Genomic DNA, 20,674 nt, shown 5'->3' with positions numbered 1-20,674 from the left:
AGGTGACCGACCAGACGCCCTCGAGGTCGGGGTCCATCCGCATCCACGACTTCTGCCGGGCCCAGATCCTCGGGTAGCCCTCCCGCGGCTCGACCGCGACCCAGCCGGCCGGCTGGCCGTCGACGTAACCGATGAGGCCCGAGGTCGGGCCGCTCAGGTCACCTTCTCGGCGAGGATGTCCGCCGGCATGATCTCGGGTGCGACCGCCAGCAGCGCGTCGGCGTGCTCCATCAGGGCCGCGGCGATGGGCCCGGCGAGATGGGCCTGGCGCTCGGCGTCGCTCGGGAAGGCGTCGACGATCCAGAAGGTCGTCTCGTCGGTGCGCAGGGCGAACCAGACGGCAGTGCCGGGCTCGGCGTTGGCGAGCTCGAGGGCGCCCGCGAGGAACTGCGCCACCTGCTCCTCCGCTCCCGGCTTGGCGACGAGCTTGACGACCAGGGCAACAGTGTTCATGACGCTCCTCCGTGGGATCTGTGGCCCGACCGTAACCCATGACCCCCAGCTCTTGACTGCGCCCGGGTGACCTCGCAGGCTGGTGCCCTCATCACGTCGGAGGGCTCCATGGGCAAGCTGGTCTACGCGGCCAACGTCTCGCTCGACGGCTTCGTCGAGGACGAGACGGGTGCGTTCGACTGGTCCGTGCCGGACGAGGACGTGCACGCGTTCTGGAACGAGCACGAGCGGCACATCGGCACGTCGCTCTACGGGCGACGGATGTACGACACGATGCGCGTGTGGGAGAGCGACGACTGGTTGGCGGACGAGCCGCCCGTGGTGCGCGACTACGCCAGCATCTGGCGTGACACCGACAAGGTCGTCTACTCCTCCACGCTCACCGAGGTGTCGACCGCGCGCACGAGGATCGAGCGGCAGCTCGAGCCGGAGGCCGTCCGACGGCTCAAGGAGACCTCCGACTCGGACCTCAGCATCGGAGGCGCGTCTATCGCGGCCGAGGCCTTCCGGCACGGCCTGGTCGACGAGTGCGTGCTGCTGATGTCCCCGGTCCTCGTCGGCGGCGGCAAGCCGGCGCTGCCGCGGGGCATGCGCGTCGACCTCGAGCTGCTGGACCACCGACGGTTCCCGGGCGGTGTGGTCTACCTCCGCCACGCGGTCCGTCACCCAGTCTGAGGGCGCTCGCCCTGGCCGTCGGGGCAGCCGCGATCGCAGGTCGCAGCGGGGTCAGCGCCGAAACGTCACGTGGATGGTGCCGCTCTCGGCCGTCTCGCTCGTCGCTGTGTAGTCGCTCCCGAGCAACCGCAGGTCGTCCCAGAGCCGCCCGCCCCGGCCCAGCACGACCGGCGCGATCGCGACGTGCAGCCGGTCGACGAGCCCAGCGCGTAGGAAGTCGCGCACGACCCCGGTGCCGCCGCCGACGCGCACGTCGTGCCCGTCCGCGACCGCGACGGCCCGCGCGAGAGCCTCTGCAGGGCTGACCGAGAGGAACTCGAACGACGTCCCGTTCCCCGTGGTCAGCGTCGGCCTCGCTGTGTGGCTCAGGACGAAGACGGGGCACCGGAACGGCGGCTCGTCACCCCACCACCCCGCCCAGTCGGGGTCGTCGGGGAAGGTGTGCAGACCGAACATCGCGGCCCCCATGATCTCGGCGCCGACACCTTCGAAGTAGGCGGCGGCATACGCGTCGTCGAGGCCGGACGTGCCCGCCCCGCTGGTGTCGCCGAGCACCCGCTCGCGGAAGGTGCGGGTCGCGGTGTAGGCCGCGGTCAGCAGGCCCCAGTCGGCGCCCATGGGGTTGTCCGGGGTCGGGTCCGACGGCGACGCCACGCCGTCGAGGGAGATGTTGAGGTCGACGCGCACAGACATGGGGAGACTCCTCGGGGTCGGTGCCCCATGCAAGCACACGGGACGCCCGGCGTGTCGCCCCCAGATCGGGAGGCGATGGTCGTCGACCCGCGCGGTAGCGTGACACCGTCCGCGCACCCCCAACCGCGGCAGTGAGGAAACCCGCCATGTCGGCTGACGAGCCCCGCTGGGCGGCGTCGTACGGGGCGGGTGTGGCGCTCCACCTCACCCACGACGGCACCACGCTGACCGACCACCTCGATGCGACGGTGGCCGCGTGGGGGGACCGGCCGGCGCTCGACTTCCTCGGGGCGGCGACGAGCTGGGCGCAGGTCGGCGAGCAGGTGAGCCGGGTCGCGCAGGGGCTGCGCGAACTCGGCGTCGGACCCGGCGACACCGTCGCCGTGCTGCTGCCGACCTGCCCGCAGAACGTCGTCGCGTTCTTCGCCGTGCTGCGCCTCGGCGCCACCGTCGTCGAGCACAACCCGCTCTACACCGCCGGCGAGCTGCGCCACCCCTTCACCGACCACGGCGCCCGCGTCGCGATCGTCTGGGACAAGGTCGCTCCGGTCGTGGAGGAGCTGCGCGACACCTGCGCCGTGGAGCACGTCGTGGCCGTCGACCTCACCACGGCGATGCCCCGGATGAAGCGTCTCGCCCTGCGGCTCCCCATCCCGAAGGCCCGCGCGGCCCGCGCTCAGCTCACGAGCCCCGCACCCGGCGCGATCGCGTGGGGCGACCTCGCGGCCTCCCCGTCGCTCGACCCCTCGCACCCGCGGCCCGTCGCCGACGACGTCGCCCTCCTGCTCTACACGTCGGGGACCACGGGGGTGCCCAAGGGCGTGCCGCTGCGTCACCGCCACCTCGTGGCCAACGTCGAGCAGGGCCGCGCATGGGTGCCCGGCCTCCAGCCGGGGCGCGAGGTCTTCCTCCTTGCGCTGCCGCTCTTCCACGCCTACGGCGTCACCATCGGGATGCTCGTCGGCACCCGCCTCGGCGCCACCCTCGTCCTGCTGCCCCGCCCCGAGATCGGTCTACTCATGGAGGCGATCGAGCGCCGGCCGCCGAGCTTCATCCCCGCCGTGCCACCGCTCTACGAGCGCATCGTCACCGAGGCCGAGCGAAAAGGCCTGTCGCTGCGAGGGATTCGCTACGGCCTCTCGGGTGCGATGCCCCTGCCGGCCGCGCTGGTGCAGCGCTGGGAGGCGGCGACGGGCGGCCTGCTGGTCGAGGGCTACGGCCTCACCGAGACCTCTCCGGTCATCGTCGGCAACCCCATGTCGAGCGACCGTCGCCCCGGGTGCATCGGTGTGCCGTTCCCCGACACCGACGTCCGCGTCGCCGACGCCGACGACCTCGACCGCGAGGTCGCGCTCGGCGAGCGCGGTGAGCTGCTCGTCCGCGGCCCGCAGGTCTTCGACGGCTACCGCGGTATGCCGCAGGAGACGGCCGCCGCCTTCCACGACGGCTGGTTCCGCACCGGCGACATCGTGACGATGGACGAGCGAGGCTTCCTCACCGTCGTCGACCGGCTCAAGGAGATGATCATCACCGGCGGCTTCAACGTCTACCCCTCCGAGGTCGAGACCGTGCTGCGCGCCCACGACGCGGTCGCCGACGTCGCGGTCGTCGGGATCGCGCAGGCCAGTGGGAGCGAGGAGGTCGTGGCCGCAGTCGTGCTCGCCGACGGCCACGACCGCGTCCCCGACGACCTCGCCGCCCACGCGCGGTCGTCGCTCACCGCCTACAAGGTGCCGCGTCGCTTCGTCGTCGTCGACGAGCTGCCGGTCAACGCGATGGGCAAGGTCGTGCGCCGCGAGGTGGCCAAGACGCTGTCGCTGCCCTGAGCGCGCCCACCGACTGGCACGAGTCCGGTTCTGGCGCCGATCGGTGGTGCACCGGGCTCGTGCCGTTTGGTCGGTGCAGGCGAGCTAACCCCAGCCCGGGTGGGTGCCCGGCGACATCCGGTCAGCGGTCGTCGTGCTGCGACAGCAGGGCCGCGTCGACCGCCGGCACCGCCTGCGCGGCGCTGGCGAGCCACCTGCCGTCACGAGCTCTGGTCAGGATGCGCCCCCCAACCGGCTCCACGGCCGACAGGGTGATCCACCCGCCCGCCACGAGACGGGCCACCGACGGTTGCCGGGCGAGGATGCGCTCGATCGTGGCCGGCTCGGCGCACACGATGGCCAGCAGGCGGACCGGCTCGTGGTGGGTCGCCGCCCGCCAGGGGTCGACGTGGCCTCCGCGCTCGGCTCTCGGGGCGGTCGCCGAGACGGCCTGCCAGGGGAGGCCGATCCGCAGGTCGCCGTGGGCCCCGGAGAGCACCGCCGACAACGCGTGCCCGTCACCGACGATGTTGTGCGTCGTCTTGTCCCCGGCGCCGAATCGGTGGGGGTCGACGGTCGAGGCCCAGTACTGAGCCGTGATCCACTGCGCCACCACGACCGGGGCCGCGAGCAGCTGCTCCAGGACGGTGCCGTCGGGGTCCAGGTCAGACCGGTAGGACTGGAGGAACACCCGCCCCTGCAGGTGGATCCCCGCCGTGAGTGCGCGCGGGCCGACGACGATGGCCGCCGCCCCGGCCAGCCCCCACTCCGGCCGCGGCTGGGCCCAGTCGGCCGAGCGGTGCTCGACCTCCCGGCGCAGCCGGCGCGCCGTGCCCCACCGCACGTCCGGCAGCTGGCTCAGACGTTCCGACCGCACCTGCGCTCCTGCGTGGCGCAGGTCGTCCTCGAGCCGCCGGAGGGTGTCCCGCAGGCGATCCGGCACCAGCGCGCGGTCGAACACCTCGACGAGGTCGCGGGTCGTGTCGTGCAGAGCCGCGGCGAACCACGTGTCCTCGGGGACGACCACCCCCTGGTGGCGCAGGGTCGCCCGCACGCCGGGGTCGTTCAGCGCCGACACCATGGCCCGCGCGTTGACGTCGCCGGCGGAACCGCCACAGGCACCGCAGTCGTAGGCGGCGACGTGGGGGTTGTTGGTCAGCCGGCCGCCGTGTCCGGCGACGACCACCAGTGGCGCCAGGGCGTCCGTCCCGAGGGTGGCGACGAAGGCCGCCGCCGCCTCCGCGAGGACGTCGCCTCCGACGTCGGCGACGGCATCCAGGTCTCCGCGGCGGGGAGCCCGCAGCGCTCGCTGTGCTCCATCACGGAGCATCCGCGCACCCCGCGGCACGAGGGTCCCCGCGACGACGAACGGGCCGTAGATCCAGCCCGCCGCCTCGGCCCACCCGAAGGGCAGACCCGGCATCGCCTCGAGGGTGCGTACTGCGGCCCGCAGGCAGTCCTCCGTCCCCGACAGGGGTCCGCCGGGGCGGGCGCGCTCCGAGACCCTGGGCACGGGACGCAGCAGGGCAGGCGCCCGCTCGGTGCTGACCCCGGTGGTGGCGACGTAGCGCAGCGGGATCCCGAAGAAGCCTGCTGCGCCGAGGGTCTCCCACGGCCCGAGGGGCTCCAGGTGGCGGCGCAGGCGTTCTGACCGGGTGTCGATGCACGTGACGAGCTGCGCAGCGGGCGCGGACGCCGTGCTGCCGCCGCCCTGACCCTCGCCTGCGGCGACCTGCCCGAGCAGCTGACGTCGAAGCGCACGCTCGAGCACGTCGGTCCGCAACAGCGCGAGTCGCCCACCCGCCAGGGGCTCGAGGGCTCGCGCGAGGCGGCGCACCTCCTCGGGGGAGGGCTCGGCTCCGACGAGTCCCGCAGCCACCACCGCCGCAAGGGCTCGCGCCTGCTCCTCGCGGCAGTCGACCAGCAGGTCTGCGGCTGCCAATGGCCGACCGAGCAGGCGCGGCGCCTGCGCGGTCGTGACGAGCACCTCGATCGCGAGGCGGGTGGCCACGAGCTCTTCGATCAGGCCGTCGGCCACGCCCTCGGTCGACGGGTCCTCGAGGCCTGCCTCCCGACCCAGCCGTGCGTGCCGGCCACGCCAGACCAGGTGCGCCGGCCAGCCGGGGTCCCGCGCGAGCAGTCGTCCCAGCAGCCCGAGCCGGTCCTCGGGCGGGACACCGAGGTGCTCGAGGAGGGCGGCGATCGCTGCGGGCGCAGCAGGAGGCAGGTGGGACACGAGCTCGCCGGCGCCGTCCACCCGCAGGATCGTGTCCAGCGCGGTCGCGGTGGCCCGCAGCTCCAGCCACGGCCCTCGGGCGCCCGGCCAGCTCGGGCCCGCCAAGGACCGGGCGCACAGGTGATGCACGACCTCTCGGGCCCTCCGGTCGATCTCCTCGTAGCCCACCGGCAGCACCTGCAGGGGCGTCCTCAGGACGCGCCTCGGCTCGACGCCGGCGCGCTCGAGGTGGCGGGTCACCGCGGCCACGAGGTCGCGCTCCGGCTCGTCGGCGAGCAGCAGGACCCGGGCCAGTGAGGCCCGGTCGTCGCAGGCCCCCGTGCCGTCGGCGTGGCGGGCCCGGCAGAGGGCCTCGTGGATCGTGGCCTCGACGTCGGCGTCCTCGACCCGACCGGCGGTCAGGGCCTGACGCAGTGCGTCGGCCGAGGGCCCCGAGGCGGCGCCCCACACCTCGGCGGCGATGTGCATCGCGTCCTCCACACCGAGGTCCTCGAGCCCGGCCACCGGGTTGCTGGCGACGAACCCGTCGAGCGGGTAGAGGGTGGCGCACGTGCGGGCGGTGAGGTGCACCAGGCGGCTCGCCGCTGCCGCGTCCTCGCCGGAGACCGGCGGGATCGCGATCGCCACCGACGGCCGGTGGGTCAGGCGCTCGCGCAGCGTGCGGGGCCGGACGGACGAGCGGGCCATCCGTCGGGCCATCGACGGATGCGCTCCACGCCGGGACGCCCGGTCCACCCGTGCGCCGACGATCCCGACCGCCAGCAGCACCGCGACAGCGGCGGCGGCCAGCCACCCCTCGGCGCTTCCCCAGGGAGCTGCCTCGCCGACCGGGCCGTCGAGCGCGTGGCCGAGGGCGCGCAGACCGATGACGTACCCGATCCCAACACCCAGGACCACCGCTGCCGCCAGGAGGCGAGCCGTCCGCGGTCCGCGGTGCCGAGTGACGGCCAGCAGGGCCACGGCGCCGACCCCGGTCGCCATCACGAGCGGCAGCAGCTCGGCGGGTGCCGTCAGCGTGGGCCAGGACGCGGGCAGGACGGCAGCGGACCCGACCGCCACGGCCGCTGCGGCCCCTGCTCCGAGGGCGCCACGCCGGGTGCGCGCTGCCGCGGGGGTCACGTCGCGACCGAGGCTGCGTTCGACGGCTCCACCCGCGCCGAGGAAGAGCGAGGCCTTCCAGATGCCGTGCCCGATGACGTGGGCGAGCACGGCGGCGGGGATGCCGAGGGCCGCCTGCACCGCCAGGTAGCCCATCTGCGAGGAGGTCGAGGCCGCGAGACGCCCCTTCACGTCGGCCCTGGTCCTCATCTGGGCTGTGGCCACGACCGCGGTGACCGACCCGAGCACGAGGAGCAGCACCCGGGCAGCCGGGGCCCCCATGACCAGCGGCCAGAGCAGCAGGACGAGCACCCCGACGCCGTTCACCAGGCCGGCGTGCAGCAGCGCACTGACCGGCGACGGCGCCTCGGCGGTCTCCGGTAGCCACCGGTGCGCCGGGATCAGGGCACTGCGCACCACGCCCGCCCCCACGACCAGCAGGGCTGCGAGCGTCACCGCGCCGGCAGGCGCAGCGCCCACCCTCTCGGCCAGCGCTGCCCTGTCCAGCGTGCCGACCCCGACCCCGGTGACGACCACGCCCGCCCAGAGCAGCACGTCCCCGCTCAGCAGCCGGAACAGGATCTGTCGCGCAGACCTGGTGGCGGGCCCGGTCCCCGCGTGGCCCACGAGGCCCGAGAGGCTCGCGCTCGCCACGGTCCACCCCAGGGCGAGGACGGGCAGCGAGGTGGCCGTGACCGCCAGGGCCAGCGCGGCGACGGTGACGGTCACCAGGGAGGCGTAGCGGACGAGCCCGTCCTGTCCGACCAGGTTGCGCGCACTGTAGGCCGCCACCACCAGGCCGATCCCGGTCACGAGCAGCAGGAGGAGGGTCTCGACCACGCCCAGGTGCACCCCGACCTCCGCGGACCCGAGCCACCCCAGGTCCACCCGCCCCGCGGACAGGCCCACCGGGGAGCCAGACAGGGCACGAGGGAGGGCGAGCAGGGAGAGCAGCACCAGCGCGGCGAGGGGGAAGCGGACCAGCCTGAGGGCAAACATGAGAAAGAAAATACATGAAAAAAACTTCAGGTCAAACGGGACCCCGTACCACCCTCTCCGCTGTCCCCGGTCGGGCAAGATGGACCAGTGCCGACACCACCGCGTCCGCGACCGGCCGGGGCTCGAGCCGCCGGCACCGGCACGGGGGGCACCGCGGGAGCTGACGACGGTCTCGTCACGGCCGCGCAGCCCGCTCCGGGGTGGACCCTGCTGACGTCCCACGGTCGGGTCCTGCTGCTCATCGCCCGGACGCCTGACCTGCGACTGCGGGACATGGCCGCGCTGGCCCGCATCACGGAGCGGTCCGCCGCCGGCATCGTGCGAGACCTCGAGCAGGCCGGCTTCCTCACGAAGGTGCGGGACGGCCGACGCAACAGGTACGTCGTCCACGACGAGGTCGCGTTCCGTCATCCCGCCGAAGCCGAGCACCAGGTGCGTGAGCTCATCGAGATCTTCGCCGACGACGCCGGGGGCACCTCTCCGCGCGGTTGACGGGCCAGGGTCTGGCTCGGCTCAGGCAGGTCGCGGAGACCCCGCCCACCTGAGCGACGCCACGAAGGCCGCGACCACCTCCGCGAAGCGTTCCGGCTGGTCCTCCTGGAGGAAGTGCCCTGCCCCCTCGATGGTCGTATGGGGCTGACCCACCGCGCCGGCGATGCGCTCCCGCATCCACCGGTCACCTCCGCGGGTGATCGGGTCGCCGTCGCTGAAGGCGGTGAGGAAGGGGACATCGATGTGCGAAAGCCGTTGCCAGGCAGCGCGGTTGGCGGCCGACGCCGGGTCGTCGGGGGTGTTGGGCACGAGCCCCGGGAAGGACCGCACCCCGGCCAGGTGCGCGCTCGAGGGGAAGGGGGCGTCATACGCTGCCCGTTCCTGCGGGGTGAGCTCGCGCTGGCAGCCTGAGTCGACGAGGCGGGCGACGTCGAGCCGCTCGGCGGTCTGCACGGCGACGCGGAAGCGCTGCCAGACCTCGGGCATCGGCACGTCGCCCGTGGGCAGTCCGGTGTTGGCCATGACCGCCCCGGCGAAGCGCTCGGGGTGCTCGGCGAGCAGCCGCATCCCGAGCAGGCCGCCCCAGTCCTGACCCACGTAGACGATGTCGCGCAGGTCGAGCGCGTCGAAGAGGGCGGCCCGCAGCCACTCCACGTGCGCGGCGTAGGAGTAGTCGCCCACGTCGGTCGGCTTGTCGGAGCGGCCGAAGCCGACGAGGTCGGGCACGACCACCCGCAGTCCGGCATCGACGAGCGGGCCGATCATGTGGCGGTACAGGTAGCCCCAGGTCGGCTCGCCGTGCACGAGCACGACCGTCGGCGCGTCGGGCCGGCCGGACGCGACGTACGCCATGCGCACCCCGTCGGCGAGCGTCACCCACCGCGGCTCGTGGGGGAAGTCCGCGAGATCCGCGAAGCGGTCGGCCGGCGTCCGTGCGAGGTCCATGCCCCGCAGTATCGCTGGGCCGCTCGCCCGTGGCTACGACTCGTTGGTCACACCGGCGGGGAGCCCGGGCAGGCCGTCGAGGCTGACGGCGTTCCTCTCGGCGCGGTAGTCGGCCAACCTGGCCTCGCCCTTCTTGGCGTTGGCGAGGTCGAGAACCTCACGGTCGGAGACGTGGTCCATCAGGGGCACCGCGTAGCCGCAGGAGTCGGCCACCCGCTCGACGTCGACCACGATGACCGAGCGCACTCCGGGGTGTGCGGTGAACCCCGTTACGAGGGAGTCGAACTCGGCGTCACCCGGCAGCACCGCCGTCCCGCGGCCGTGCAGCCGCACGATGGTGGGCCGGCCCTCGAAGGCCATGAACATCACGATGATCCGGCCGTTCTCGCGCAGGTGCGCGATGGTCTCCACCCCGCTGCCGGTGAGGTCGAGGTAGGCCACCCGGTGCTCGTCGAGCACGCGGAACGTGCCGACCCCACCCTTGGGTGAGGCGTTGATGAGCCCGTCCGCACCCAGTGGCGCGGTCGCGACGACATACAGGGGCTGCCGCTCCAGCCAGAGGGCGAGGGTGGAGTCGATGCCGGGGTAGACGGTGCCCATGCGCCGAGCGTAGGCCGCGGGTGGTCGCGCCAGGCCCGGAAGCGGGAGACGACGCAGGTCGGCCCCGCACACTGGAGCCATGCCCGACCGCCTCGCCGTCCGCAGCGACACCCACGGGGTGCTCCCCACGCTCGAGGCCGTGCTGGCCGAGCCCGACGTGCGCTCCGCCGACCTCGTCGTCGTCACGGCGACCTCGCCGCAGGCCCACAACCAACCCAGGTGCTCGACCGCCTCCTCACCCTCGGCGACCGGCTCCGTCTCGTGCGCGGCAATGCCGATCGGGACCTCGTCACGCTGGCCCGCGGGGGCACGCTCCCCGAGGGCACACCGCCGATCGACCGCTGGGCGGCAGCCCAGCTGCGGCCCGACCACGTCGGGCTGCTCGCCGACCTGCCCCACCCGCTCGTGCTCCCGCTGACCGGTGTCGGCGACGTGCTCTTCTGCCACGGCACCCCCGCGACGACGACGAGGTCGTGCTCGTCGACACCCGGCCGTCGCGCTGGCAGCAGGTGCTGGCGGATGTCGCGCCTGACGTGCGCATCGTCTGCTGCGGTCACACGCACACGCCGTACGCCGGGCTGGGACGCCTGAGCCGGAGCGACCTCAGTCCGTGGCCGGCGCGCCGATCGTCGCCGCGAGCGCTGCGCAGGCGCCCTCGAGGTGGGTCTGCATGAGGCGGCCGGCGAGGGCACCGTCGCGCTGGTGGAGCGCGTCGAGCACGCCCTGGTGCTCGCCGGCGATCCGGTCGCGGCCGAGGGCCCACCGCGACTGCACCATCGACAGGTGGATCTCGCCGCTCAGCCCGCCGTAGAGACGGGTGAGCCGCGGGCTGCCCACCGCCGCGACCAGGGCCCGGTGGAACCCGAGGTCGGCATCGACGAAGTCGCTCGTCAGCGCCCCCTCGGGCACCGCCGAGAGGTCGGCGATGGCTCGGGCGGCCGCCTCCAGCCCCGGCTGCGTGAGCGCCGGCCCGCGCTCGGCCAACGCCACGACCACGCTGACCTCGAGCGGGATGCGCACGAGGAAGAGGTCTTCGACGTCGGCCCGTGAGAGGGCTGGCACGTGGGCCGTCTTGTGCGGCTCGCGGTGCAGCAGGCCCTCCTGCACGAGCATGGCGATCGCCGCCTTGGCGGTCGGGCGCGACACGTCGTAGTCGGCGGCGACCTCCTGCTCGGGCAGGCCGACCCCGGGGGCGATCTCGCCATCGAGCACGCGCCGCCGCAGGGTGGCCGACAGCGCGTCGACGAGTGACACCGTGTGGAGCTTGATCACCTGCCCCACTCTACGTGAGCCGTAAGACACACAGGTTGTCAGATTGACATACAAGTACACTTGTCATACGTTCAGGCCACCCGGGGCCCCCCGCCCCCCGCACGAAGGAGTGCCGATGTTCCAACCCGTCGCCGATCCTGTGGCCGGCTCGCTCGCCTGGTCCGCTCTGGTCGCCGCCCTGCCGCTGATCACGCTCTTCGTCCTGCTGGGGGTCATGCGCTGGAAGGCGTGGCAGGCCGGGCTCGCCTCTCTCGTGGTAGCCCTCGGCGTGGCCGTCCTCGCCTTCGGGATGCCGGCTGGGCAGGCCCTGCTCTCCGCCTCCGAGGGCGCGGCGTTCGGGCTCTTCCCGATCATCTGGATCGTGCTCGCGGCGATCTGGATCTTCCGGCTCACCGAGCTGACGGGCTACGACCTCGTGCTGCGCCGCGCCTTCGGGTCGGTCTCGCCCGACCAGCGCATCCAGGCCATCCTCATCGCCTTCTGCTTCGGCGCGCTGCTCGAGGCGCTCGCCGGCTTCGGCACCCCGGTGGCGGTCACCGCCGTCATGCTCATGGCCGTCGGCATCCCCCGCATCAAGGCTGCGTCGGTGGCGCTCGTCGCCAACACGGCCCCGGTCGCCTTCGGCGCCGTCGCGGTCCCCATCACGACGCTCGGCAAGATCACCGGCCTCGACCCTGACACCCTCGGCGCGATGGTCGGGCGCCAGACGCCGGTCCTCGCGGCCTTCGTGCCCCTGCTCCTCGTCGGCATGGTCGACGGTCGCCGCGGTCTGCGCACCACCTGGCTGCCGGCCCTGGTCGGTGGGTTCGCCTTCGCGATCGGTCAGTTCCTGAGCTCGAACTTCTTCAGCTACCAGGTCGCCGACATCATCGCCGCCGCCGCTGGAGCCCTCGGCGTCGTGGTCCTGCTCCGCGTGTGGCAGCCGGCCGAGGTCCTCGTCGGCACCCCTGTCGGTGACGACGACCTCGTCCCGGTCGCCGTCGGTGCTCCTGCCACCGCCTCTGGTACGACGGGCCGCCCCGTCCCCGCCGCGGCCGGCGGCCCGTCCCGCCGCCCGGGCTCCTCGACCGGCTCGGATGAGTCCGGCGACGCCGGCTCCGTCCCGGTCGCACTCCGCGAGGGACTGATGGCCTTCGCGCCGTACCTCGTGGTCGTCGCCTTCTTCACCGCCGTCTCCTTCGGCCCGCTCCAGACCTTCCTCGTCACGCACTCGGGGTGGAAGCTCGCCTGGCCCGGTCTCCACGTGGCCGGCAGCTCGGGCAAGCCCCTGGCGGCCGCGACCTTCAACGTCAACGTCTTCTCCGCGGCCGGGACGGTGCTGCTCCTCGCCGGCATCGTCACGGCGGTCGTCTACGGGGTCTCGGCGGCGGGGGCCGCCTCGGCCCTGCGCAAGGTCGTCGTGCAGTTCCGGTTCACCATCCTGACCGTGACCGCGGTCCTGGCCCTGGCCTACGTCATGAACTTCTCCGGCCAGACCGTCACCCTCGGCCTCGCGCTCGCCGCGACCGGCTCGCTCTTTGCCGTGCTGTCACCCGTCGTCGGCTGGATCGGGGTGGCGGTGACGGGGTCTGACACCTCGTCCAACTCCCTCTTCGGCCTGCTCCAGGTGACGGCCGCCGAGAAGACCGGCCTCGACCCCTATCTGCTCGCTGCCGCCAACACCTCCGGTGGGGTCCTGGGAAAGATGATCTCTCCGCAGAACCTCGCGATCGCCGCCGCGGTGGTCGGCATGGAGGGCAAGGAGAGCGAGCTGCTGCGCAAGGTGCTCGGATGGAGTCTCGGCCTGCTGGCCGGCATGTGCGTGCTGGTCTACCTCCAGTCGACCCCCGTGCTCGGGTGGATGGTGGTGAGGTGACCACCACTGCCTACGGGCTGGCCGACTTCGCGGCTGCGCTCGCCGACCCCAGCCGGCTGCGCACGGGTCTCACCGACCGACTCAAGATGGCCCACGACGCGTCACACTACGCACTGACCCCGCAGGCCGTCGCCATCCCCGTCGACGCCCGAGAGGTCGGTCGGCTCTTCGCCGCGTCCGGTCGCTCGCAGGTGCCGCTCACGTTCCGCTCCGGCGGCACCAGCCTCAGCGGTCAGGCCGGCACCAGCGGCGTGCTCGTCGACAGCCGCCGCTACTTCCGCGAGATCGAGGTCCTGGACGGCGGCGCGCGCGTGCGGGTCGGGCCCGGCGCCACGGTGCGCGCGGTCAACGCCCGGCTCGTGCGCCACGGCCGCAAGCTCGGGCCCGACCCGGCCAGCGAGGTGGCCTGCACCCTCGGGGGAGTCGTCGCCAACAACTCCAGCGGGATGGCCTGCGGCACGCAGGCCAACACCTACGCCACCCTCGACTCGCTCGTCGTGGTGCTGCCCAGCGGCACGGTCGTCGACTCGGGTGCGCCCGACGCCGACGAGCGCCTGCGCAGCCTCGAGCCCGCGCTGCACGAGGGGCTGGGCCGCCTGCGTGACCGGGTGCGGGGCAACCCCGACTCGGTGCGGCGCATCGAGGCGCAGTTCTCGATGAAGAACACGATGGGCTACGGCGTCAACGCCTTCGTCGACCACACCCGCCCGGTCGACATCCTCGCCCACCTCGTCGTGGGCAGCGAGGGCACGCTGGCCTTCATCGCCTCGGTCGTGCTGCGCACGGTGCCGCTGCTGGCCCACGCGGTGACGGGGCTGCTCGTCTTCGACGACCTGGCCGGAGCGACCGGTGCCCTGCCCACCCTGCTGCAGACCGGGCCCGCGACCGTCGAGCTGATGGATGCCGCGTCGCTGCGTGTGGGCCAGGCCGATCCCGCTGCCTCGGCCGTGCTGCGCGGCATCGAGGTCGTGCGTCACGCCGCCCTGCTGGTGGAGTACCAGGCCGACTCGCGCGAGGCGGTCACCGCGCTCGCCGACGGTGCGGTCCCGACGCTGGCCCGCCTCCTGCCGCACGCGCCTCCTGCCCTGACGGCCGACCCAGAAGAGCGGGCCAGTCTGTGGCACACCCGGAAGGGGCTCTACGCGACCGTCGCCGGGGCCCGTCCGGCGGGCACCACCGCACTGCTGGAGGACGTCGCCGTCCCCGTCGAGGCGCTGCTGCCGACGTGCGAGAGCCTGATCGGGCTCTTCGCGCGCCACGGCTACGACGACGCCGTCATCTTCGGTCACGCGAAGGACGGCAACATCCACTTCATGCTCACCGAGCGGCTCGGCGGAGCCGACTCCGACCGGCTGCAGCGCTTCACCGACGACATGGTCGACCTCGTGCTGGGGGCTGACGGGTCGCTCAAGGCCGAGCACGGGACCGGCCGGATGATGGCGCCCTATGTGCGGCGGCAGTACGGCGACGAGCTCTACGACGTGATGTGGCAGGTCAAGCGCCTCTGCGACCCGGGCGCCGTGCTCAACCCCGGCGTCGTCCTCAACGACGACCCGCAGGCGCACCTGCGTGACCTCAAGGCCGCGCCGACGGTCGAGGCCGAGGTCGACCGGTGCGTCGAGTGCGGCTACTGCGAGCCCGTCTGCCCGAGCCGAGACCTCACCACGACCCCGCGCCAGCGGATCGCGATCCGGCGCGAGATGGTGCTCGCCCGGGAGCGGGGTGACCTCCAGACCCTCGCCCAGCTCGAGGCCGACGAGGCCTACGAGTCGGTCGACACGTGCGCCGTCGACGGCATGTGCCAGACCGCCTGCCCGGTGCACATCAACACCGGCGACCTGATGAAGCGCCTGCGCAGCGAGCGCGCCGGCCCGGTCGTGCAGCGCGGGTGGACGACGGCCGCCCGCCACTGGGCCGGAGTGACCCGCGTCGGCGCGACCGCGCTGACGGCGACGTCGGCCCTGCCTGCGGCGGTCGTCACCGGCCCCAACCGGCTCGCCCGCCGGCTCCTGGGCGACGACGTCCTGCCGCTGTGGGCGCCGGACCTTCCCGCCGGGGGCCCGCCCCGACCGACGGGCGGGGCGCGCGTCCCCCGGGGCACGTCCCGGGTGGAGGTGGTGGCCTTCTCGGCCTGCGTCGGCACGATGTTCGGCCCGAGCACTCCCGGCGGCGGCGTCGGCTCCGCACTCGAGCGGCTCTGTGCTGCGACAGGGGTCACCCTGCGCTACCCCGACGACCTGCCCAGCCTGTGCTGCGGCACGCCGTGGCGCTCCAAGGGCATGACGCAGGGCGCGAGGGAGATGGAGGCCCGGGTGCTGGAGTCGCTGTGGCGGGCCAGCGACGGCGGTCGCCTCGAGGTCGTCTGCGACGCCTCGTCGTGCACCGAGGGGCTGCGCGAGACGGTCGCCAAGGCGGTGGCCGAGCCCGGCTCGCCGTACGGCGCACTGCGGGTGGTCGACGCCGTGACCTTCGTCGCCCGCGAGGTCCTGCCGGTGCTGCCGACGGTGCGGCGGATCCCCTCGCTGGCCCTCCACCCCACCTGCTCCACAGCCCGCATGGGCATCGACGGTGACCTGCGCGCGGTGGCGGCAGCCGTCGCCGACGAGGTCGTGGTGCCCGACTCGTGGGGCTGCTGCGCCTTCGCCGGCGACCGCGGGATGCTCCACCCCGAGCTCACCGCGTCGGCGACGACGGCCCAGGCCGCCGAGGTGCTCGCCTCGGGCGCCGGGGCCCACGCCTCGTCGAACCGCACGTGCGAGCTGGGGATGTCGCGCGCCACGGGCAAGGACTACCGCCACGTGCTGGAGCTGCTCGCCGACGCGCTGTAGCCCGTCGGCCACGGGGCGGTCGGACCCCGTGGCAGAGTGGACCGATGCGCAGCCGGCACGTCAGCCAGGTCTTCGCCTGCCCACCACAGCAGGTGTACGACGTCGCGTCCGACCCCGACCTGCTGCCGCGGTGGGCGGCTGGTCTGGCGGCCGGTGAGGTGGGTCGTGACGGCGACGCCCTGGTCGTCGACTCGCCGATGGGCGCGGTCACCGTCCTGTTCGTGCCCCGCAACGACCTCGGCGTGCTGGACCACGACGTCACCCTCCCGTCGGGTGAGACGGTGACCAACCCGATGCGGGTCGTCGCCCACCCCGACGGCGCCGAAGTGGTCTTCACCATCCGGCAGCTCGACCTGACGGACGCCGAGCTCGACCGTGATGCCGCAGTGGTGGCCGCTGACCTGCTCCGGCTGATGGTGCTCGTCGAGTCGGGCGGACGCACGAACAGGCAGTAGTCACCGGAGGCGGCTCCACACCGGTATGAAGCGGGCGCAGCCCAGACGTCTGCCTGTTGCCCCGTCCGTCTCATCGGGCCAGTCTCCACGTCTCCCCGGTCGCGGGCTCTGCCTCGAGCAGCAGCCGCAACCCACTGACGAACCGGCGCGCCACCCCGTCCACCGGGTCGGTGAAGGTCAGCGTGCTGGCCAGCAGCGGCAACGGCGCGCTGAAGTCGTCGAGCGCGACATGCCGGTCGACCGGGTAGAGGGGATCGTCCACGATCGGTATCCCCAACGACCACAGATGGATTCGCAGCTGGTGGGTGCGGCCGGTGCGCGGGGTCAGGCGGTAGAGGCCCAGATCACCTTCCCGGGAATCGAGCTCGACGAGCGTCTCGGCGTTGACCGGTGCATCCGGCACCACGTGCGCCCGGACCCCGAACGGGGTCTTGGCGATGTGGTTGCGCACCCACACCGGCAGGGCGAGGTCGTCCCTGAGCGGAGCCAGCGCCAGGTAGGTCTTGGTCATCGCGCCGGTCTCGAAGAGCCGCTGATACGGCGCCCGCCACCGCCGCTCGGTCGCCAGCACGAGCACCCCCGACGTCACCCGGTCGAGTCGGTGCAGCGGTGACAGCTCCGGCAGCCCGAGCTCGTCGCGCATCCGCACCACCACGCTCTGCAGCACGTGCCGCCCGCGCGGGATGGTCGACAGGAAGGCCGGCTTGTCGACGACCACCAGTCGCTCGTCGCGGTGCAGCACCACCACCTCGCCGGGCACCGGCACCTCGTCCGGCAGGTCGCGGTGGAACCAGACGAACGTGCACGCCCGGTACGGAGCCCCACCCTCGACCACTCGCCCGTCCTCACCGACGAAGCGCCCCTGCCTGAGCAGCGCGTCGACGTCGACCCCGGGCCCCAGGCGCTCGAGCAGCCAGGCCCCCATCGTCGTCCGATGTGCATCACCCGGTCCGGCGTCGGGGGTGCGCACCCACGCCGCCGACAGCCCGTGGCGCAGCGGCAGGGGTGAGCGGGGCGGCACCCGGCGATCGTAGGCCGTGCGCTCCGAGGCCCGCCGTCTCCCGCGACCGACCCCACGACGGGACCGCTCTTCGAGTCGTTGGCGACCCTCGGCGTCCGGTTCGCGGCCAACTCTGGCGAGGCTCGGGCACCTGCGCAGCGGCAACGGCGACCGGGTGGCCGTGGTCCCCCTCGCCCTGCTGGGCCCTGACCCGGCGGCGACGCGGGCGGCTCGTGGGAATGACGGCAGCACGGTGCTCGTTGGCCCGGACATGACTAATACCCCCGAGAAGATCGTCTACACCGCGCACGCCACCACCATCGGTGGTCGTCAGGGCACCGCCAAGACCGACGACGGCATCCTCGACCTCACGCTGACCGCGCCGACCGAGATGGGTGGCCCGGGCACCGGCACCAACCCCGAGGCCCTCTTCGCCGCCGGCTACGGCGCCTGCTTCACCGGCGCGATGGGTCTCGCCGGCAAGGAGCTCGGTGTCGAGACCAAGGGCGCGCAGGTGCGCACCCACGTCGGCTTCGGCCCCGAGGGCGAGAGCTACTCCATCATCGTCGACATCGAGGCGATCATCCCGGGCGTCGACCTCGCCAAGGGCCAGGAGCTGCTCGAGCGCACCCACCAGCTCTGCCCCTACAGCAAGGCCACCCGCGGCAACGTGCCCGTCACCGTCAAGGCCGTCGAGTCCTTCTGACGAGATCTGGCTGACGCTCCGGCGTCATCGGTAGACAGAGAGTCACCCCTGGACTGCGGTCCGGGGGTGACTCTCTGACTACCCGAGGGTGGGGAGTCGCCCACCTCACCCGCCTGCGGTACGGAGCCCTCTGACCCCACCCCCTGGGGTCCGGGCTCCCCGGGCGGCCGCCCCGTCGCCGGCTGGGTAGGCCGTCGTCCAGATCCACGTGGACGTCGGCAGGGGCGCTGGAGGACCGCAGGTTCGTCGTGAGCCTCCTGCGCGAGCACACTGTCCCCGCGTGGGGGCAGCCCCTCACCGCACTCCTCAGAGCACCTGCTCGCCGTACATCTCCCCCAGCGGGTCGGCGATGAGCTCGATCCGGGCGCCGTCGGGGTCGCGGAAGTAGACCGAGACCCCCGAGTGCACCTCGTGCTCCACGCCGGCCTCCTCCAGCCGCTCGACCAGCTGCGCCCACAGAGCCGGGTCGACCGAGATGGCGCAGTGGTGCAGACCGCCCAGCACCTCGGCGTACGGCCCGACGTCGAGACCGGGGAAGTCGAAGAAGGCCAGCAGGTTGCTGTTGCCGATGTCGAAGAAGAAGTGCGACGAGCCGGGGTAGTCGCGGTTCTCGATGAGCTCGGTCAGGGGGAAGCCGAGCACCCCCTGGTAGAAGGCGATCGTGGTCTCGACGTCGCTGCTGACCAGGGCCGTGTGGTGCAGGCCGCGCGCGGTCGAGGCCGGTCGCTCGCCGGTGGGGCGCAGGTGCGTGGCCCGCAGCTCGGCGCGGGTGGCGGAGAGGGCGTCGAGGTCGGGGCCGGGGTCGGAGGTCATGAGGATCAGCCTAGGTCGCGTCCACCCGCCCCGCTGGGCCGTGGTCACAGCCGAAGTGGTCGGGAATGATCCGGGGCCGGGTTACGCTTGCAGGGACAGATGCGCATTCTGCGCGTCCCAGGTCGTCTGCTTCGCTGCCCTTTCCTGAGGCGGCGCACCTCTCATTGACACGAGTGGTCCGGCAACCACGGCCACATCCCTCGAGTCCGTGAAGGTTTCTCCTGTGCCCAGCATCACCTCGTTCGCCGATCTCGGCGTGCCCACCCCCCTCGTCACCGCCCTCGCCCAGGGCGGCATCACCGAGGCGTTCCCCATCCAGTCGGCCACGCTGCCCGACTCCCTCGCCGGCCGCGACGTGCTCGGCCGCGGGCGCACCGGCAGCGGCAAGACCGTCGCCTTCGCGCTGCCGACCATGGCGATGCTGGCCAAGACCGGCCGTCCCCGCGAGGCCGGCAAGCCGCGGGCCCTCGTGCTCGCCCCGACCCGCGAGCTGGTCAACCAGATCGCCGAGACCTTCGCTCCGCTCGCCGCCTCCATGGGCCTGCGCGTGATGACGATCTTCGGTGGCGTGGGGCAGAACCCGCAGGTCTCCGCCCTGCGTCGCGGCGTCGACGTCGTCATCGCCACCCCCGGTCGGCTCGAGGACCTCATCCAGCAGGGCCACTGCCGCCTGGGTCAGGTCGAGATCACGGTGCTCGACGAGGCCGACCACATGGCCGACCTCGGCTTCCTGCCAGCGGTCAAGCGCCTGCTCGACGCGACGCCGTCCGACGCGCAGCGGCTGCTCTTCTCGGCCACGCTCGACGGAGCCATCGACCAGCTGGTCAAGCGCTACCTGCACAACCCCGTGACGCACTCGGTCGACAGCGCCGCCTCGCCGGTGCCGGCCATGACCCACCACCTCTTCAACGTCACCCGCGACGCCAAGCCCGCCGTCGTGCGCGGTCTGCTCGCTGGCCAGGGCCGCACGCTCGCCTTCACCCGCACCAAGCACGGCGCCAAGCGACTGGCCAAGGAGCTGACGGCATCCGGCATCCCTGCCGTCGACCTGCACGGCAACCTGTCGCAGGCCGCCCGTCAGCGCAACCTCGCCTCCTTCGGTGAGGGCACGACGCGAGTGCTCGTCGCCACCGACATCGCCGCCCGCGGCATCCACGTCGACGACGTGACGCTCGTCGTGCACGTCGATCCCCCCACCGAGCACAAGGCCTACCTCCACCGCTCGGGCCGTACGGCGCGCGCCGGTGCCGAGGGCGTCGTCGTCACCGTCAGCACGCCCGACGAGCGCGCCGACGTGCGCCAGATGATGCGCAAGGCCGGCATCAACCCCAAGGCGGCCGACGTGGGCGCCGGCCACCCGGCCATCGGTGAGCTGTCCGGCCCCGCGGCCGAGCTCGTCACACCCCCGCCAGTCACCGCGCAGCCGCAGCGCAGCGCCGGTGGTGGCGGTCGCAGCGGCGCCGGACGCGGCCGCGGGGCACAGGGCGGTGGCGCCCAGGGTGCTCGTCGTCCGAGCGCCGGTGGCACCTCGGGTCGCAGCGGCGGCTCCGGACGTGGCGGATCCTCGCGTGGCTCCGGCTCGCCGTCGACCTACAGCACCTCGACCCCGGGCAGTGGCGGCGCGCAGTCGCCCCGCCCCGCCGGTGGTGGCGGCGGTCGCGGCGGTGGCGCCGCGGCTTCCGGCTCGACCGGTGGCGCTGCCGGCTTCTCGTCGCGTCCTCGTCGCGGTCGCTGACCGCGAGCGCGGTC

17 protein-coding genes are annotated in these 20,674 nt (G+C 73.3%); 9 read left to right on the top strand and 8 right to left on the bottom strand.

All coding sequences use genetic code 11. The features are described 5' to 3' along the window. Positions 1-153: 153 nt before the first annotated feature. Complete coding sequence (locus V3N99_11110; protein ID MEO3937295.1) at positions 154-453, bottom strand: antibiotic biosynthesis monooxygenase; 300 nt, start codon at positions 451-453, stop codon at positions 154-156. 108 nt (positions 454-561) lie between these two features. Here V3N99_11110 and V3N99_11105 point away from each other — a divergent pair, with 108 nt between their 5' ends. Beyond that, positions 562-1,128, top strand: a complete 567-nt coding sequence (locus tag V3N99_11105) for a dihydrofolate reductase family protein (GenBank protein MEO3937294.1) — start codon at positions 562-564, stop codon at positions 1,126-1,128. Between the two features lie 51 nt (positions 1,129-1,179). On the opposite strand, the gene V3N99_11100 is transcribed toward V3N99_11105, so the two are convergent. Continuing rightward, on the bottom strand, positions 1,180-1,821 hold the full coding sequence (locus V3N99_11100; GenBank protein ID MEO3937293.1) for a dihydrofolate reductase family protein: 642 nt from the start codon (positions 1,819-1,821) through the stop codon (positions 1,180-1,182). Between the two features lie 146 nt (positions 1,822-1,967). Here V3N99_11100 and V3N99_11095 point away from each other — a divergent pair, with 146 nt between their 5' ends. Beyond that, positions 1,968-3,647, top strand: coding sequence for a long-chain-fatty-acid--CoA ligase (locus tag V3N99_11095; GenBank protein ID MEO3937292.1), 1,680 nt, complete (start codon positions 1,968-1,970; stop codon positions 3,645-3,647). Between the two features lie 121 nt (positions 3,648-3,768). On the opposite strand, the gene V3N99_11090 is transcribed toward V3N99_11095, so the two are convergent. Next, entirely contained in the window at positions 3,769-7,959 is a 4,191-nt protein-coding gene (locus tag V3N99_11090) for a putative inorganic carbon transporter subunit DabA (protein MEO3937291.1), read from the bottom strand. Between the two features lie 87 nt (positions 7,960-8,046). On the opposite strand from V3N99_11090, the gene V3N99_11085 reads away from it, so the two are divergent. Beyond that, on the top strand, positions 8,047-8,451 hold the full coding sequence (locus tag V3N99_11085; GenBank protein ID MEO3937290.1) for a MarR family winged helix-turn-helix transcriptional regulator: 405 nt from the start codon (positions 8,047-8,049) through the stop codon (positions 8,449-8,451). 21 nt (positions 8,452-8,472) lie between these two features. Here the strand turns inward: V3N99_11085 and V3N99_11080 are convergent, their stop codons facing one another. Continuing rightward, positions 8,473-9,396 (bottom strand): haloalkane dehalogenase, encoded by a 924-nt coding sequence (locus tag V3N99_11080; GenBank protein MEO3937289.1) that lies wholly within the window; start codon positions 9,394-9,396, stop codon positions 8,473-8,475. Between the two features lie 33 nt (positions 9,397-9,429). Then, entirely contained in the window at positions 9,430-9,996 is a 567-nt protein-coding gene (locus V3N99_11075; protein MEO3937288.1) for a pyridoxamine 5'-phosphate oxidase family protein, read from the bottom strand. 219 nt (positions 9,997-10,215) lie between these two features. Between V3N99_11075 and V3N99_11070 the strand changes: the two genes are divergently transcribed. Then, positions 10,216-10,587 (top strand): hypothetical protein, encoded by a 372-nt coding sequence (locus V3N99_11070; protein ID MEO3937287.1) that lies wholly within the window; start codon positions 10,216-10,218, stop codon positions 10,585-10,587. A 12-nt stretch (positions 10,588-10,599) separates the two neighbouring features. On the opposite strand, the gene V3N99_11065 is transcribed toward V3N99_11070, so the two are convergent. After that, positions 10,600-11,268, bottom strand: coding sequence for a GntR family transcriptional regulator (locus V3N99_11065; protein MEO3937286.1), 669 nt, complete (start codon positions 11,266-11,268; stop codon positions 10,600-10,602). Positions 11,269-11,383: 115 nt separating this feature from the next. Between V3N99_11065 and V3N99_11060 the strand changes: the two genes are divergently transcribed. From V3N99_11060 to V3N99_11050, 3 genes are read left to right on the top strand one after another with little or no spacing between them, the layout of a single operon-like run. After that, the gene (locus V3N99_11060; GenBank protein MEO3937285.1) at positions 11,384-13,123 is read left to right on the top strand and encodes an L-lactate permease; all 1,740 of its coding nucleotides are present in this window, start codon (positions 11,384-11,386) and stop codon (positions 13,121-13,123) included. Beyond that, positions 13,120-15,951, top strand: a complete 2,832-nt coding sequence (locus V3N99_11055) for an FAD-binding and (Fe-S)-binding domain-containing protein (GenBank protein ID MEO3937284.1) — start codon at positions 13,120-13,122, stop codon at positions 15,949-15,951. Before V3N99_11060 ends, V3N99_11055 begins: the two co-directional genes overlap by 4 nt. A gap of 44 nt (positions 15,952-15,995) precedes the next feature. Continuing rightward, entirely contained in the window at positions 15,996-16,406 is a 411-nt protein-coding gene (locus tag V3N99_11050; protein ID MEO3937283.1) for an SRPBCC family protein, read from the top strand. 70 nt (positions 16,407-16,476) lie between these two features. Here V3N99_11050 and V3N99_11045 read toward each other — a convergent pair whose 3' ends face one another. Beyond that, complete coding sequence (locus V3N99_11045) at positions 16,477-17,427, bottom strand: pseudouridine synthase (protein ID MEO3937282.1); 951 nt, start codon at positions 17,425-17,427, stop codon at positions 16,477-16,479. Positions 17,428-17,581: 154 nt separating this feature from the next. On the opposite strand from V3N99_11045, the gene V3N99_11040 reads away from it, so the two are divergent. Continuing rightward, complete coding sequence (locus V3N99_11040; GenBank protein ID MEO3937281.1) at positions 17,582-18,112, top strand: organic hydroperoxide resistance protein; 531 nt, start codon at positions 17,582-17,584, stop codon at positions 18,110-18,112. Between the two features lie 306 nt (positions 18,113-18,418). Here V3N99_11040 and V3N99_11035 read toward each other — a convergent pair whose 3' ends face one another. Further along, positions 18,419-18,925 carry a VOC family protein gene (locus tag V3N99_11035; protein MEO3937280.1) on the bottom strand — a complete coding sequence of 169 codons (507 nt, stop codon included), beginning with the start codon at positions 18,923-18,925 and terminating at the stop codon, positions 18,419-18,421. 223 nt (positions 18,926-19,148) lie between these two features. On the opposite strand from V3N99_11035, the gene V3N99_11030 reads away from it, so the two are divergent. After that, positions 19,149-20,660 carry a DEAD/DEAH box helicase gene (locus V3N99_11030; protein ID MEO3937279.1) on the top strand — a complete coding sequence of 504 codons (1,512 nt, stop codon included), beginning with the start codon at positions 19,149-19,151 and terminating at the stop codon, positions 20,658-20,660. Positions 20,661-20,674: the final 14 nt, after the last annotated feature.

This window comes from Dermatophilaceae bacterium Soc4.6 (genome assembly GCA_039889245.1).
Taxonomy (GTDB): Bacteria; Actinomycetota; Actinomycetes; order Actinomycetales; family Dermatophilaceae; genus Lapillicoccus.
This window is presented reverse-complemented; position numbering and strand designations above follow the sequence as displayed.

Excerpts from the sequence above, each read along its gene's own strand:
- V3N99_11105 (MEO3937294.1), top strand. The coding sequence starts at position 562 with ATGGGCAAGCTGGTCTACGCGGCCAACGTCTCGCTCGACGGCTTCGTC.
- V3N99_11095 (MEO3937292.1), top strand. The coding sequence starts at position 1,968 with ATGTCGGCTGACGAGCCCCGCTGGGCGGCGTCGTACGGGGCGGGTGTG.
- V3N99_11080 (MEO3937289.1), bottom strand. The coding sequence starts at position 9,396 with ATGGACCTCGCACGGACGCCGGCCGACCGCTTCGCGGATCTCGCGGAC.
- V3N99_11050 (MEO3937283.1), top strand. The coding sequence starts at position 15,996 with ATGCGCAGCCGGCACGTCAGCCAGGTCTTCGCCTGCCCACCACAGCAG.
- V3N99_11090 (MEO3937291.1), bottom strand. The coding sequence starts at position 7,959 with ATGTTTGCCCTCAGGCTGGTCCGCTTCCCCCTCGCCGCGCTGGTGCTG.
- V3N99_11035 (MEO3937280.1), bottom strand. The coding sequence starts at position 18,925 with ATGACCTCCGACCCCGGCCCCGACCTCGACGCCCTCTCCGCCACCCGC.
- V3N99_11100 (MEO3937293.1), bottom strand. The coding sequence starts at position 1,821 with ATGTCTGTGCGCGTCGACCTCAACATCTCCCTCGACGGCGTGGCGTCG.
- V3N99_11075 (MEO3937288.1), bottom strand. The coding sequence starts at position 9,996 with ATGGGCACCGTCTACCCCGGCATCGACTCCACCCTCGCCCTCTGGCTG.
- V3N99_11060 (MEO3937285.1), top strand. The coding sequence starts at position 11,384 with ATGTTCCAACCCGTCGCCGATCCTGTGGCCGGCTCGCTCGCCTGGTCC.
- V3N99_11110 (MEO3937295.1), bottom strand. The coding sequence starts at position 453 with ATGAACACTGTTGCCCTGGTCGTCAAGCTCGTCGCCAAGCCGGGAGCG.